The sequence below is a fragment of the Streptomyces sp. NPDC101776 genome, from assembly GCF_044766845.1.
In the GTDB taxonomy this organism is placed as follows: Bacteria; Actinomycetota; Actinomycetes; order Streptomycetales; family Streptomycetaceae; genus Streptomyces.
The window spans coordinates 641,239-656,037 of record NZ_JBIWMV010000003.1 but is presented as its reverse complement, the minus strand read 5'-3'; the positions used below and the strand labels follow the sequence as shown (position 1 = coordinate 656,037).

The window sequence follows — 14,799 nt, the reverse complement described above, 5'->3', positions numbered from 1 at the left end:
GCTCGCGGCGAACGCGGACGGCACCCGCCTGATGGCCGTGCGCGGGGCAAAGTCATCGCGACACGCGCTGCGGTCCCTCCTCCGCCACGAACTCGACCGACTCCTGCCCATCGACGTTCTGACGACCCACTGCCCCGACGCATCAGATCAGGTCCTGCTCAACGTCGCGTTCACCCGCGCCATGCGCTCCACGATCCGTCAGGCCGCGACAGCTCGGGGGCAGAAGCGCGCGGACTTCCTGGCCCAAACCGTCGTAGGAGTAGTTGAACGCGCCGAGCGGGCCTGCACCCGTCACCTGACCAGACAGCTCCGGGACCTCCTCGTCCATCACACCCCTGAAGCCCTGCTCGCGTGTGCGGCACGCGTCCTGCTCGACCGCCAGCGCTCACCGTCGGGCTCCTCGCGCGACTCGGACGACCAGTGTCGAAGCACCGTGCACACGACCCCTTGCCCCTTCTCCACTGCGGAGCCCCTGTTGCATACCCCCACCGACGAACAGGCCCATGCCGTCGACACCTTCCGGGACGGCCGCCACATGGTGCTGCAGGCCGGCGCCGGCACAGGCAAGACCAGCACGCTGGCTCTGCTGGCCGCGAACACTCGACGTCGAGGCCGCTACCTCGCCTTCAACAAGGACATCGCCGACGACGCCGCCACCCGGTTCCCGCGCTCCGTGCAGTGCAGGACCGCTCACGCCACGGCCTTCGCAGCCGTCGGCCACCGGTTCACTCGCCGGCTCAACAGCCCGCGCCAGCCCGCCTGGCGGATCGGGCGTGCCCTGGGCGTGGGCTCCCCCGTCCGTATCGGTGATCACGAGATCAGCCATCGGACCCTGTCCCACACCGTGTTGCGTACGGTCACCCGCTTCTGCCAGTCCGCCGACAAGACCCCGGCCCCCCACCACGTGCCGGCTCTGCGCAGGTTGGGCACACCGAACGAGCGTGCCCAACTCGCCGAAGCCGTCATGCCGTTCGTCGGAAAGGCATGGAACGATCTACAGAATGTCGAGGACGGCGTGGTCCGGTTCGACCACGACCACTACCTGAAGATGTGGGCCCTGACCGAGCCGAAGATCGACGCCGACTTCCTCCTCCTCGACGAGGCGCAGGACACCAACCCCGTCCTGGATCAGGTCTTCGCAGCCCAACGCGCACACGCCCAACTGGTCATGGTCGGCGACTCCGCCCAAGCCATCTACGGGTGGCGCGGGGCCCGGGACGTGATGACAGGCTTCGACGCCACCCACCTCACCCTGACCCGCTCCTTCCGCTTCGGCCCGCTCCTCGCCGAACAAGCCAACCGGTGGCTCGCGTTCACCGACGCGCCGATCCGGCTGACCGGTTCTGACACCATTCCAACGAAGGTCGGCCCGGTCACGTGTCCGGACGCCGTGCTGTGCCGCACCAACATCGGCGCCATGACCGAGGTCATGAGACTGCTGGAGGCGGGCCGCCGGGTGGCGCTCACCCGAGGCGGACAGACGCTCATCGCACTGGCGCGCGCCGCGCGGGACCTCAAGGACGGCCGACGCACATCCCACCCCGAACTGGTTCTCTTCGCCTCATGGGGTGAGTTGCAGGAGTACGCGGAATACGATCCCGCCGGCCGGGATCTCCAGCCGTTCGTAGAACTTGTCGACACCTACGGGCCCGAAGCCGTCATCGCTGCCGTCGACGCGCTGACCGACGAAGACAACGCCGAGGTCACGGTATCCACCGCTCACAAGGCAAAAGGCCGGGAGTGGCTCGGGGTCAGAATCGCCGACGACTTTCCCCCGCCGTCGGACAGCGATCAGGTGGACGACAGCGGCCGTCCGATCCCAGAAACTGTGAGCGAAACGGACGCCCGTCTGGCCTACGTCGCAGTAACTCGCGCCCGGCATCAACTGGACCTCGGAGGGCTCGCATGGATCGAGAACCAACCAGCTCCTGTCGATTGTGCCCGACAAACCGACGCACATGACTGACCCGTAATGCAGCTTCAGGGCCTCCACGCGGCTGGCGTCGCCACGAGTAAGCAGGTTGCAGGTCAACAGCATGATCAGAAGTCATGACGTCGGGTCGCGTGAGCGGCTGCCCGACCCGAGAGCCGAGGGGCGGCCACCGGCAGGTTCTTCGTCTGCGCATGATCACACGGACCGGGTCCGCTCGTACGAACTGCTGGCGGAGGAATGGCGCCGCCGGGGTCACTCCTTCCAGTCGAGCGGATGTTCGGGGTATCCCACCGACCCGCCGTACGCGACCGCCTCGGCGCGGCCCGCCTCGTCACCGCGCCGCCAGCGGAAGACAGATCACGGATCAGTTCTCGGCCGTGCTGGGCGGCCGTACGACGCTGCTGGCGGCCGCCGGATGAGGGCCATGCACGTCATCGCCGACGACGCCGAGGCCCCTGCCGCGGTCGCAGAGCTGGCCACGGAGTTCCGCAAGGGCGCCTCCGAACGGGACGCACGGCGCAGGCTCCCGCACGCGGAGCTGGAGCGACTGTCCAGCAGGTCGTCCTGGCTCCTCGCCCACATGGTCAAGGGCTCGATCCCAGGCAGGCGTGCGGTCGGTGCCACACTCAGCGCGGCAAGGCCGAAAGCCCCAACTGCTGGGGGTACCGCGTGCGTGCCCCGATCCCACGAGGCCGCCTCCCTCCGCCCCCGGTCGCCGATGTCTCAGGGCGATGTCTGCGGTGCCGTGTCACTGGTGCCGCGTACCACCAGCTTCGGGTCCAGTACGACCTCCCGAGCTTCCAGGTCCGGTTTCTCCAACCGCTCCACGGCGAACCGCACGGCGTGCTCCGCCATGAGAGCCGCGTCCTGGCGGACGGTGGTCAGGCCGATCGGCATCAGATGGGAGAGGTGGCTGTCGTCGTACCCGACGACGGACATGTCGCGCGGGACTTCAACGCCCGCACGCGTCAAGGCCATCAGGAGGCCCCATGCGCACCGGTCGTTGCCCGCGAGGACCGCGGTCGGAAGGGTCTGTCCCCGATCGCGCTCCGCCACGAGCAGGCGGCCCGCCTCGATGCCCGACTCCTCCGTGTGCTCTCCGGGGATCACCCGCGCCTCGGACTCCAGCCCGTGCCGGCGCATCGCGGCCCGGTAGGCACGCCGCCGCTCGGCCGATCCGGGTCCCCTGCCACCGTCGATGTGCACGATCCGGTGGTGCCCCAGTTCGACGAGATGCTCCATGGCCTGCTGTACGCCCTTGCCTTCGGCACTGTGTACGAAGTCCACGCGGGCGCTGGGCACCCGGCGGCTGACCGAGACGGTCGCTGCCCGGTGTCCGAGTTCGTCGAGGTACGCGGCCTCGGCCTCGGGGCCGAGCAGGATCAGTGCCTCGCAGCGGTGACTGAGCAGCGCCTCGGCCGCCTTCACCTCGCTACGGCTATGAGTGGCCGCGGAGAGCAGGACGTCGTAGCCGAGACGTTCGGCCTCCGGGTAGATCCCCTGGATGAGGTCCGCGTGGAAGGTCTGGTGCACGGTGAACATCACGCCGAGCGTGCGGCTGCGGCCGCGGGCCAGTAGCCGGGCCGCGCTGTCGGGGTGGTAGCCGATCTCGTCGGCGACCCGCAGTACCCGCTCTCGGGTCTCTTCGCTCGCTCCTGGCTGACCACGGAAGATGATCGAGACGAGCGCCCGGGACACCCCGGCTTTCGCTGCGACGTCCGCCATCGTAGGCCGCCGCTTTCCCGACGCATCCACCTGTGAATCCACCCTCCGACGCGGCCCACCCTACGGGCCCTCTCGAAATCTCCCGGCAACAGGGTATTGACATGACATTTGGACAGGGGTCATCGTACACAGACTAGAGCGCGCTAGTAGAGCGCGTCAGCATATCCGGTGAGAGTCTCCGTCTCTGGCACGAAAGGGAAAAACCAGCGTGATGCCGTTCGAAATGCTGACCATGGGCCGTGTGGGGGTGGATGTGTATCCCTTCCAAACCGGCGTGGGGCTGGCGGAGGTCACCTCGTTCGGCAAGTACCTCGGCGGCAGTCCGACCAATGTGGCCGTGGCCGCCGCTCGTTACGGCCACTCCGCCGCCGTGATCACCAAGACGGGCCGCGACCCGTTCGGGGATTTCGTGCGCACGGCCCTGGACGGGTACGGCGTGGACAGCCGGTTCGTCGGCACGTCGGACATCGCGCCAACCCCGGTGACGTTCTGCGAGATCTTCCCTCCGGACGATTTTCCGCTGTACTTCTACCGGCTGCCCAAGGCCCCCGACCTGGACATCCAGCCGGGAGAACTGGACCTGGACGCGATCCGCGACGCACGGATCTTCTGGGTCACCGGGACCGGGCTGAGCGAGGAGCCGAGCCGGTCGGCGACGCTCGCCGCGCTGGCGCACCGAGCGAAGTCCGGCCCGACAGTGTTCGACCTTGACTGGCGGCCGATGTTTTGGAAAGACGCAGCCCGGGCCGACGCGAACCAGGCGCGTGCGTACTACACGGAGGCACTGCGGCACACCACCGTGGCCGTCGGCAATCTCGACGAGTGCGAGGTCGCCACCGGCGAGCGCGAGCCGTACGCGGCCGCTAAGGCACTGCTCGCTGTCGGCGTCGAGCTGGCCGTGGTGAAGCAGGGCCCGAAGGGTGTCCTGGCCATGGACCGGGACGGTCAGGCGGTCGAGATCCCGCCGGTCCCGGTGGTCGTGGTCAACGGACTGGGTGCCGGTGACGCCTTCGGCGGGGCGCTGTGCCACGGGCTGCTGTCCGGCTGGGAGACCCGCCGCACGGTCGCCTTCGCCAACGCTGCCGGCGCCATCGTCGCGGGCCGCCTGTCCTGCTCCGACGCCATGCCGACCGCAGCCGAGGTGGAGGCGAAGCTCCACCCCGCGACCGCCGGTACCCCCGACGACTCTCAGCGAGAGGTGTGACGACGTGCTGTCCGACAACCTGAGCCGGATCGTGAACGTCCGGGTCAACGACCCCGGCGCGATCGCAGCGGCCGCCGCACGCCGTGTGAAAGCCTCCTCGCTCCTCGGCACCCACGGCAAGGCGATGATCATCGCGGCGGACCATCCCGCGCGCGGCGCCAACGGCATCGGCGGCGAGCCGATGGCCATGGCCGACCGTTTCGAGCTCCTCGACCGCCTCTGCGTCGCCCTGGAGCGCCCCGGCGTCACGGGAGTCCTGAGCACGGCCGACATCCTGGAAGACCTGCTGCTGCTCGGCGTCCTGGACGGCAAGAGCGTCTTCGGCTCGATGAACCGCGCCGGGCTGGCGGGTTCGGTGTTCGAGGTCGACGACCGGTTCACCGGCTACGACGCTGAGACCATCGCCGCGATGGGCTTCGACGGCGGCAAGATGCTCACCCGGATCGCGCTGGAGGACCCGGCGACCCCGGCCGCCCTGTCCGAGACGGCTCGAGCGGTCAACGAGCTCAACGACCGGCACCTCATCGCCATGGTCGAGCCGTTCCTCTCGGTGTGGCAGGGCGGGAAGATCCGCAACGATCTTTCGACCGACGCCGTCGTCAAGTCGATCTCCATCGCCTCGGGACTGGGTCGTCGCACCGCCTACACCTGGCTCAAGCTCCCCGTCGTCCAGGACATGGAGCGTGTCCTGGCCTCCTCCACTCTCCCCGCGTTGCTGCTCGGCGGTGAGGTCAAGGATCCAGAGGCCGCGTTCGCCTCATGGGGCAAGGCCCTGAGGCAGCCCACCGCGCAGGGTCTGGTCGTCGGCCGCTCCCTGCTCTATCCCGCGGGCGGCGACGTCGCCGGCGCGGTCGACAAGGCGGTGAGCCTGCTGTGAGCAGCAAGTACCACCTGCCGAAGGGGACTTCAGCCGACGGTCCCTACGACCTCGTGGTCACACCCGAGTCGGCGGGGTGGGGATACTCCGGCCTCAGGATCCTGACCCTGAAGCCGGGCCAGGCGCACACCCTGTCCACTGGGGACTCGGAGTTCCTGGTGCTGCCACTGGCAGGCGGATGCACCGTCACGGTCGCCGGACAGCACTTCGAACTCGAAGGCCGGACAGGTGTATTCGCCTCGGTCACCGACTTCGCCTATCTGCCTCCCGAGTCGGAGGCGCAGATCAGCAGTGCGCAGGGAGGTCTGTTCGCGCTGCCCTCCGCCCGTACCGAGCGGAGCTCACTCTCCGCTCGGTACGGGCCCAAGGAGGACGTCCCCGTGGAACTGCGCGGTGCGGGGGCGTGCTCACGGCAGGTCAACAACTACTGCCTGCCTGGCACCTTCGAGGCGGAGCAACTGCTGGTGTGCGAGGTGCTCACGCCGGGCGGCAACTGGTCGTCGTACCCACCGCACAAGCACGACCAGGCGCTGCCCGACCAGGAATCCGAGCTGGAGGAGATCTACTACTTCCAGGTCTCCGGCGACGGGAACGGCTTCGGCTACCAGCGGGTCTACGGCACCCCCGAGCGGCCCATCGACGTGCTGGCCGAAGTGCGATCCGGGGACACCGTGCTGATCCCGCACGGCTGGCACGGCCCCTCGATCGCGGCGCCCGGCTACGACCTCTACTACCTCAACGTCATGGCCGGTCCAGGCCAGGACCGCGCCTGGCTGATCTGCGACGACCCCGCCCACGGCTGGGTGCGGACCACATGGTCCACCCAGGACGTCGATGACCGGCTGCCCTTCGGAGAGAACTGATGACCACCGTCCGACTCACCACCGCCCAGGCACTGGTGCGCTTCCTCGCCAACCAGTACAGCGAGCGCGACGGCCAGGAACAGCGGCTCGTCCCCGGCGTGTGGGGCATCTTCGGCCACGGCAACGTCGCCGGCATCGGGCAGGCCCTGCTCCAGGCCGCCACCACCGGCGAGGCCGACCTGCCGTACTACCTGGCCCGCAACGAGCAGGGCATGGTCCACGCCTCCGTCGCCTACGCGAAGATGCGCGACCGGCTGGCCACCTTCGCCTGCACCGCCTCCACCGGTCCCGGCTCCACCAACATGATCACCGGCGCGGCGCTGGCCACCACCAACCGGCTGCCCGTGCTCCTGCTGCCCTCCGACATGTTCGCCACCCGCGCCGCCGACCCCGTCCTGCAGCAGCTGGAGGACTCACGGGGCGGGGACGTCACCGTCAACGACGCCTTCCGCGCCGTGTCGAAGTACTTCGACCGCGTCTCCCGCCCCGAGCAACTGATCCCGGCCGCGCTGGCAGCGATGCGAGTGCTCACCGACCCGGTGGAGACCGGCGCGGTCACGCTCTCGCTGCCACAGGACGTACAGGCCGAGGTGTACGACTGGCCGGTCTCCTTCTTCCGGCGCCGGGTGTGGCATGTGGGCCGTCCGGTGCCGGAACCGGCCGCGATCGAGCGGGCCGCCCGTCTGCTGCGCGGGGCGCGCAGGCCGCTGATCGTGGCGGGCGGCGGGGCCGTGTACTCCGGCGCGGAGACCGCCCTGCGGGCCTTCGCCGAGGCCACCGGTATCCCGGTCGCCGACACCCACGCGGGCAAGGGCGCGGTGCCGTGGGACCACCCTTACGCGGTGGGTGGCATCGGCTCGACCGGGTCGTACGCGGCGAACGAGCTGGCGCGGGAAGCCGACGTCGTCCTCGGCATCGGCACGCGCTACTCCGACTTCACGACGGCCAGCCACACCGTCTTCGGCAATCCGGACGTCGCGTTCGTCAACCTCAACGTCGCCCGCTTGGACGCCGTCAAGCACTCGGCACAACCGCTGGTCGCCGACGCCCGGCTCGGCGTCCAGGCTCTCGCAGGCGCGCTGACGGACTGGGAGGTCGACCCGGAGTACCGCGAGCGCACCCGTGAACTCATCGCCCGTACACGGGAGATCGAAGACCGGTGCTTCAACCTCGGCCACGGCCCGCTGCCCGCCCAGACGGAGATCCTCGGCGCCCTCAACGACGTCCTGGACGACCGGGCCGTCGTCATCAACGCGGCCGGCTCCATGCCCGGCGATCTTCAACAGCTGTGGCGGGCCCGGGATCCCAAGGCCTACCACGTCGAGTACGCCTACTCCTGCATGGGCTACGAGGTGGCCGCCGGCGTCGGCGCGAAAATGGCCGACCCGTCGCGGGAGGTCGTCGTCCTCGTCGGTGACGGCTCCTATCTGATGATGGCCCAGGAGATCGTGACCATGGTCTCCGAGGGGCTCAAGGTCATCGTCGTCCTCGTGCAGAACCACGGCTTCGCCTCCATCGGCGCGCTCTCGGAGTCGCTGGGCTCCCAGCGGTTCGGCACCAAGTACCGCTACCGGGACGGTAGTTCGGGCCTCCTCGACGGGGACGTCCTGCCCGTCGACCTGGCGATGAACGCCTCTTCGCTCGGCGCCGACGTCCTGCACGCCGCCACCGTCGACGAGTTCCGCTCCGCGATGGAGAAGGCCAAGGCGGCGAGCCGCACCACCGTGGTGCATGTCGAGACCGACCTGTACGGGCCCAACCCGCCCGGCCACGGCTGGTGGGACGTCCCGGTCAGCCAGACATCGGCCCTGGACACCACCCGCAGCGCGTACGAGACGTACGCCGCCCGGAAGCAGGCCCAGCACCACTACCTGTAGCTCCCTTCGCCGCAAAGGAAACCCGCACCGTGAAGACCATCGAGCACTGGATCAACGGCTCCTCCGCACCGGGCTCCGGCTCGGCCACGCAGCCGGTGTTCAACCCGGCCACCGGCGCCGAACAGGCCCGGGTGGTCCTCGGCACCACCGCCGACATCGACTCCGCGGTCCGGGCCGCCACCCGCGCCTTCGAGACCTGGTCGGAGTCCTCCCTCACCCAGCGCACCCAGGTCATGTTCGCCTTCCGCCAGCTCCTCGTGGAGCACGAGGAGGAGCTCGGCCGGATCATCTCCGCCGAGCACGGCAAGACCGTCGACGACGCCCGCGGCGAGATCACCCGGGGTCGCGAAGTCGTGGAGTTCGCCTGCGGCCTCGGCGACGTCCTCAAGGGCTCTTTCTCCGACCAGGTCTCCCGCGGTGTGGACGTGCACAACTTCCGCCAGCCGCTCGGTGTCGTCGCCGGCATCACGCCCTTCAACTTCCCGGCCATGGTGCCCCTGTGGATGCACCCGATCGCCATCGCGACCGGCAACACCTTCATCCTGAAGCCCAGCGAGCGTGACCCCTCGGCCGCCAACTTCGTCGCCGACCTGTACAAGCGGGCCGGTCTGCCCGACGGCGTGTTCAATGTCGTGCACGGCGGCAAGGACGCCGTCGACGCCATCCTCACCCACCCCGGCATCGAAGCCGTCTCCTTCGTCGGTTCCACGCCGATCGCCAAGTACGTGCACGAGCAGGCGACTTCGCACGGCAAGCGGGTCCAGGCCCTCGGCGGCGCCAAGAACCACGCCGTCGTCCTCCCCGACGCCGACCTGGAGTTCGCCGCCAACCACATCACCGCCGGCGCCTACGGCTCCGCGGGCGAGCGCTGCATGGCCGTCTCGGTGGCCGTGGCGGTGGGCGACGCCGCCGACGACCTGGTGGAGATCCTCACCCGCAAGGCCGACGAGATCAAGGTCGGCCCCGGTAACGCCCCCGGTACCGACATGGGTCCCCTCGTCACCAAGGCCGCCCAGGAGCGCGTGGAGAACGCGGTCGGCACCGCCCAGACGCAGGGCGCCACCGTGGTGGTCGACGGCCGTGGGCTGAAGGTGGACGGGCACGAGGACGGCTTCTTCACCGGCCCCTCTCTCCTGGACCATGTCACCACCGAGATGGACGCCTACAAGGTGGAGCTCTTCGGCCCGGTCCTCGCGATCGTCCGCGCAGAAAGCCTCGACCAGGCCATCGAGCTGATCAACGCCAACCCCTACGGCAACGGCACCGCCCTGTTCACCGCCTCCGGCGAAGCCGCCCGCACCTTCCAGCGCAAGATCAAGGTCGGCATGATCGGCATCAACGTGCCGGTGCCGGTCCCGATGTCCTACTACTCCTTCGGCGGCTGGAAGGACTCCCTCATCGGCGACAACCCCATCCACGGCCCCGAAGGCATCCGCTTCTACACCCGCCCCAAGGTCGTCACCACCCGCTGGCCCCAGCCCGCCCAGCAGGTCACCGCCGGCTTCAGCTTCCCCACCTCCAACTGACCTCCGTCCCCTTTCCCGAAGGACACGCCATGGCTACGGCGCCATCTCCGCTCCGCATCACAGCGGGCAACCTCTGCCTGGGCTCCGCCCCCGACTCCTGGGGCGTCTGGTTCCCCGAGGACGAGCACCAGGTGTCGTACACCCGTTTCCTCGACGAGCTCGTGCAGGCCGGTTACAAGTGGCTGGAGCTCGGCCCGTACGGCTACCTCCCCATCGACCCCCGGCGGCTGAAGGAGGAGCTGGACGCTCGCGGGCTCCAGGTCTCCGGCGGTACGGCCTTCGGCGCGCTGCACCGCCCGGAGGCGTGGGACGAGATGCTCGCGCACGTCCGGCAGGTCGCCACGCTGACCGCTGCCGCGGGCGCCCACCACCTCGTCTTCATCCCTCCCATGTACCGGGACGAGAAGACCGGCGCGTTCACCGAGTCGCCCGAGTTGACCGCCGAGCAGTGGGCGGGCTTCGGCAGGGCCGCCGACCGGCTGGGCAAGCTGCTCCTCGACGAGTACGACGTCCGGCTGGTGATCCACCCGCACGCCGACAGCCACATCCAGACCCAGCCGGAGATCGAGCGGCTGCTGAACGAGTCGGACGGCCGTTACACCAACCTCTGCCTCGACACCGGTCATGTGGCCTACGGCGGCGGCGACAACCTGGACCTGATCCGCCGGTTCGGCGAGCGGATGGGCTACGTCCACATCAAGCAGATGGACCCGGAGATCCTCGCCCAGGTGGCCGCAGAGGACCTCTCGTTCGGCGAGGCCGTCAAGCGCGGGGTGTGCGTGTCGCCGCCCGCCGGCGTGCCCAAGCCCGCCGACGTCGTGGCCGAACTCGCCCAGCTCGACGCCGAGTTGTTCGTGATCGTCGAGCAAGACCTGTACCCGTGCGCTCCCGAGGTGCCGCTTCCCATCGCGACCAGCACCCGTGAACACCTGGCCGAGTGCGGCCTGACGGGCACCCGACGCCCGAACGACGACCGCTAGGAGACGGCCGGGGAGGCCGGGGACGACGCCACCCGGGCACCCCGCCCTCACGGACGACGCCCCGCCCGCCGTCTCCCGACTGCGGGCGTCTTCTCGATCACCTTCGTCAAGCTCCACGTCCCCGAGACCAGGGGCCGCACCCTCGAAACCCTCGAAGCCGAACTCCGGGCGCGCTTCTCCTGACCCCTCTTGAAGGAATGACCATGACCGTACGTGTAGGAGTCATCGGTGCCGGCTGGATCGGCCACGAGCACATCCGACGCCTCACCCACACCGTCACCGGAGCCCGGATCACCGCGGTCACCGACATCGACGCCGCCCGCGCCGACGAGGCGGCGGCGCCGGTCGGCGCCCGGGTGTACGCGAACGGTGCCGAACTCATCGCGGCGGACGACGTGGACGCCGTCCTCGTGACGTCATGGGGCCCGACCCACGCCGAGCACGTGCTGAACGCGATAGCCGCCGGGAAACCGGTGTTCTGCGAGAAGCCCCTCGCCACCACCGCCGAGGACTGCCTGAAGATCATCGAGGCGGAGGCGGCGGGCGGTCGCCGCCTCGTCCAGGTCGGCTTCATGCGCCGCTACGACGTCGGCTACCGCCAGATGAAACAGGTGATCGACTCCGGCCGCATCGGTGCACCGCTGATCGTGCACTGCGCCCACCGCAACCCGACCGTGCCGGAGTCGTACACCTCCTCGATGGCGGCCCTGGACACGGCGGTACACGAGGTGGACGTGCTGCGCTGGCTGCTGGACGACGAGATCGTCTCCACGCAGGTGGTCACCCCGCGCGCCACCAGCAAGCGGTTCGCGCACCTCAAGGACCCGCAGATCATGCTCTTCGAGACGGCGAAGGGCGTCCGGATCGATCTGGAGGTCTTCGTCAACTGCCAGTACGGCTACGACATCCAGTGCGAGGCGGTCGGCGAGGAGGGCCTCGTACGGCTGCCCGACCCGGCCACCGTGGGTGTCCGGACCGCCGCTCAGCACAGCACCGAAGTACTCACGGACTGGGTGGGGCGCTTCCGGGACGCCTTCGACACCGAGTTCCGCGAGTGGATCGCGGGCATCGCCGCCGGCGACGAGCCCACGGGCCCCTCCGCCTGGGACGGCTACGCCGCCACCGTCATCACCAGCGCGACCGTCGAGGCCCTGGAGTCGGGCCGCGTCGTCGCCACGGACCTCAAGCCCCGCCCGACCCTCTACGGAGGCACCGCATGAAGATCGCCCTCGACCCGTACATGTTCCGCGCCCTGCCGATCGACGACATGGTCCGCACCGTGGCCGAACTCGGCTACGAGTACATCGAGTTGTCGCCGCGCGACGACTTCATGCCGTTCTTCCTGCACCCACGGGCGGACGACGAGCGCATCGCGGAACTGAAGAACTCGCTGCGCGCGCACGGCGTGAAGCTGTCGTCGGTGCTGCCGCTGTACAAGTGGTCCTCGCCCGACGAGACCGAGCGGCAGTCCGCCGTTCGCTACTGGAGGCGGATGATCGAGATCACCGCGGTCCTTGAATGTCCCCTGATGAACTCGGAGTTCAACGGCCGCCCCGAGCGAGCCGCCGAGAGCGAAGCCGCGTTCTGGCGCTCACTGGAGGAGCTGCTGCCGGTCTTCGAGCGCGAAGGCATCGCCCTGAACCTGGAGGCCCACCCGGACGACTTCTGTGAGGAGAACACCCCGGCCGTCGACCTGGTCCGCGCGATCAACAAACCCTGGGTGAACTACCTCTACTGCGCGCCCCATTCCTTCCACCTCTCGGGCACGGACCCGACGGCCGACATCGCGGCGATGATGCGCTACGCCGGCGACAAGCTACGGCACGTGCACATCGCCGACTCCTTCAACCACAAGGGCTCCTCCGGACTGCGCTACATCCTCAACCCGCCCGGCACCACCGCGCGTATCCACCAGCACCTCGACATCGGCCAGGGCGAGGTCGACTGGGACGCCTTCTTCGGCACCCTGCGCGAACTGAACTTCGACGGCGTCGCCACCGCCTGCGTCTTCGCCTGGGAGGAACGCGCCCACGAATCCTCGGCGTTCATGCTCGACCGGATCACCAAGGAACTCGCCGTGTGATCCATCCGCCGGAATCCGGCAGCGCCCGACGTCCGCCTGCGGACGCCGGGCACTGCGGCATTCCAGTCCAGCGGCGTCGGGCAGCTTCGGCGACGCAGCAGTCGGGGGTCGGCCATGGTGCAACTGTTGTCGGCGTCCGAAGAGCTCGGCGCGGTGGCGGACGCCTGGCCTGCGTCGCTTTGACGGCGGACGCGGTCCGGGTTCGGCTGAGCGCCGGCGTGCCTACCGGGCCGCGATGCGCCGGCACGGACTGGAGGCCGGGGAGCGGACCATCCCCGCTGAGCACACCGAGCGGTCCGGCATCGAGACCGGCCGGCTGCCGGTGGCGGAGCGCGACGAGGGGCGGCCGTTGCCCGGGGTCCTCGCGGGCAACGACCGCAGTGTGACGGGCCTGTTGAAGTCCCTGACCCGGGCGGGCATCGAGGCTCCGTGGGACCTGTCCGTGATCGCTACGACGACAGCGATCTCTCCCACCTGATGCCGATCGGCCTGACCACCGTGCGCCAGGACGCGGGGCCCATGGCCGGGCACACGGTGAGTTTCGCGGTGGAACGCCGGAAGGACCCCCAACGGGAGATGCGCGAAGCGTTGGTCGAGCCGAAACTCGTAGTGCGAGGGACCAGTGCACCGCCATCGCCGACGGGCTGAGCGGTCGTCAGGCGGCATCGAGAGGGATTCCCGCTGCCCCGCTCCCCTCCTCTCCCTGGAAGTGGATGTCGCCCTGCCGTCGGATTTCGTCCATCACCTTCAGTGTGGCCACGGAGTCGCGCAACGGGCGCAGCGGGGATTGGAGTCGGCCTTCGGTGATACGGCGGGCCACCTCCGCGGCCTCGAAGTGCAGCGCGTCATGGGCGGTGTGCGGTTCGGTGTACATAAGTCGCGTGCCGCTTCCCGCGATGGTGAGGACGATGTCGCCGGGCTGGTAGAAGGGGCCGGGCAGCTGCAGCGTGGCGTGAGTTCCGGCGATGGTGGCTGTTGTGGGCGTGTCGCTGAAGAGGGTGGTGTGGAGGATGCCCTGAGCGCCGTCGGCGCCTTGGAGGAGGGCGGAGGTCTGGCCGTTGACACCCGCCGGGTGCGCCTGCGCGGAGGCCAGCACCTCCACAGGTGAGCCGAGCACCGAAGCGGCGAAGGCGACGGGATAGGTGCCCAGATCGAGAAGGGGACCGCCCGCCAGATCGGGGCGGAGAATACGATGCCCGGCGGCGAAGTGCTCGCCGCAGTCGGCCAGCACCGTGCGGACATCGCCGAGGGCGCCGGAGTCGAGGACCTGCCGGACGACATCGAACCTGGGAAGGAAGAAACTCCACAGGGCCTCGGCGCAGAACAGGCCGCGTTCCGCTGCGAGTTGGGCGATCTCGGTGGCCTGGACGGCGTTCAGGCCGAGCGGCTTCTCCACCAGTGTGTGCTTGCCGCCTTCAAGGGCGATCCGGGCACAGGCCAGGTGGGCCGTGTGTTCGGTGGCGACGTAGACGACGTCGACGTCCGCCGCCGCGGCCAACTCCTCGTAGGAACCGTAGGAATGAGCGATGCCGTGGCGGTCCGCGAACTCCCTTGCGCGGGAGGCGTCGCGGGAGGCGACGGCCGTGAAGCGCTGGCGGGTGTGGCACTGCACGGAACGCACGAAGCGTTCGGCGATCCAGCCGGTACCCAGGACGCCCCAGCGCAGGGAGGGGGCGTCCTCCGGGGCCGGGGTACGCGGAGCGGGCAGGGCGCTGGGGAAGGTGGGCATGT

At 69.4% G+C, this 14,799-nt stretch carries 11 protein-coding genes and 1 pseudogene; 10 read left to right on the top strand and 2 right to left on the bottom strand.

The window, feature by feature from the left end; all coding sequences use genetic code 11:
* Positions 1–475 precede the first annotated feature (475 nt).
* On the top strand, positions 476–1,966 hold the full coding sequence (locus tag ACIRRY_RS14630; RefSeq protein WP_403972287.1) for a UvrD-helicase domain-containing protein: 1,491 nt from the start codon (positions 476–478) through the stop codon (positions 1,964–1,966).
* Between the two features lie 690 nt (positions 1,967–2,656).
* On the opposite strand, the gene ACIRRY_RS14625 is transcribed toward ACIRRY_RS14630, so the two are convergent.
* Entirely contained in the window at positions 2,657–3,658 is a 1,002-nt protein-coding gene (locus ACIRRY_RS14625; RefSeq protein ID WP_403972044.1) for a LacI family DNA-binding transcriptional regulator, read from the bottom strand.
* 211 nt (positions 3,659–3,869) lie between these two features.
* Here ACIRRY_RS14625 and iolC point away from each other — a divergent pair, with 211 nt between their 5' ends.
* From iolC to ACIRRY_RS14580, 9 genes and pseudogenes are all read left to right on the top strand, one after another.
* A complete protein-coding gene (iolC, locus tag ACIRRY_RS14620; protein WP_403972285.1) occupies positions 3,870–4,862 on the top strand; it encodes a 5-dehydro-2-deoxygluconokinase in 993 nt (330 codons plus the stop codon).
* Positions 4,863–4,866: 4 nt separating this feature from the next.
* On the top strand, positions 4,867–5,739 hold the full coding sequence (locus ACIRRY_RS14615) for an aldolase (protein WP_403972042.1): 873 nt from the start codon (positions 4,867–4,869) through the stop codon (positions 5,737–5,739).
* The gene (iolB, locus tag ACIRRY_RS14610) at positions 5,736–6,602 is read left to right on the top strand and encodes a 5-deoxy-glucuronate isomerase (protein ID WP_403972040.1); all 867 of its coding nucleotides are present in this window, start codon (positions 5,736–5,738) and stop codon (positions 6,600–6,602) included. The genes ACIRRY_RS14615 and iolB overlap by 4 nt, the downstream gene beginning before the upstream one ends.
* Positions 6,602–8,479: a 3D-(3,5/4)-trihydroxycyclohexane-1,2-dione acylhydrolase (decyclizing) gene (iolD, locus tag ACIRRY_RS14605; protein ID WP_403972038.1), complete on the top strand. Its 1,878-nt coding sequence runs from the start codon at positions 6,602–6,604 to the stop codon at positions 8,477–8,479. Before iolB ends, iolD begins: the two co-directional genes overlap by 1 nt.
* 29 nt (positions 8,480–8,508) lie before the next feature.
* Complete coding sequence (locus tag ACIRRY_RS14600; protein ID WP_403972036.1) at positions 8,509–10,005, top strand: CoA-acylating methylmalonate-semialdehyde dehydrogenase; 1,497 nt, start codon at positions 8,509–8,511, stop codon at positions 10,003–10,005.
* A 29-nt stretch (positions 10,006–10,034) separates the two neighbouring features.
* Positions 10,035–10,985 (top strand): TIM barrel protein, encoded by a 951-nt coding sequence (locus ACIRRY_RS14595; protein ID WP_403972034.1) that lies wholly within the window; start codon positions 10,035–10,037, stop codon positions 10,983–10,985.
* A gap of 203 nt (positions 10,986–11,188) precedes the next feature.
* On the top strand, positions 11,189–12,205 hold the full coding sequence (locus ACIRRY_RS14590; RefSeq protein WP_403972032.1) for a Gfo/Idh/MocA family oxidoreductase: 1,017 nt from the start codon (positions 11,189–11,191) through the stop codon (positions 12,203–12,205).
* Entirely contained in the window at positions 12,202–13,068 is an 867-nt protein-coding gene (locus ACIRRY_RS14585) for a sugar phosphate isomerase/epimerase family protein (protein ID WP_403972030.1), read from the top strand. The genes ACIRRY_RS14590 and ACIRRY_RS14585 overlap by 4 nt, the downstream gene beginning before the upstream one ends.
* Before the next feature lie 181 nt (positions 13,069–13,249).
* A pseudogene (locus ACIRRY_RS14580) lies at positions 13,250–13,716 on the top strand (substrate-binding domain-containing protein); the annotation flags it as partial.
* A 7-nt stretch (positions 13,717–13,723) separates the two neighbouring features.
* On the opposite strand, the gene ACIRRY_RS14575 reads toward ACIRRY_RS14580, so the two are convergent.
* On the bottom strand, positions 13,724–14,797 hold the full coding sequence (locus ACIRRY_RS14575) for a Gfo/Idh/MocA family protein (RefSeq protein ID WP_403972028.1): 1,074 nt from the start codon (positions 14,795–14,797) through the stop codon (positions 13,724–13,726).
* Positions 14,798–14,799: the final 2 nt, after the last annotated feature.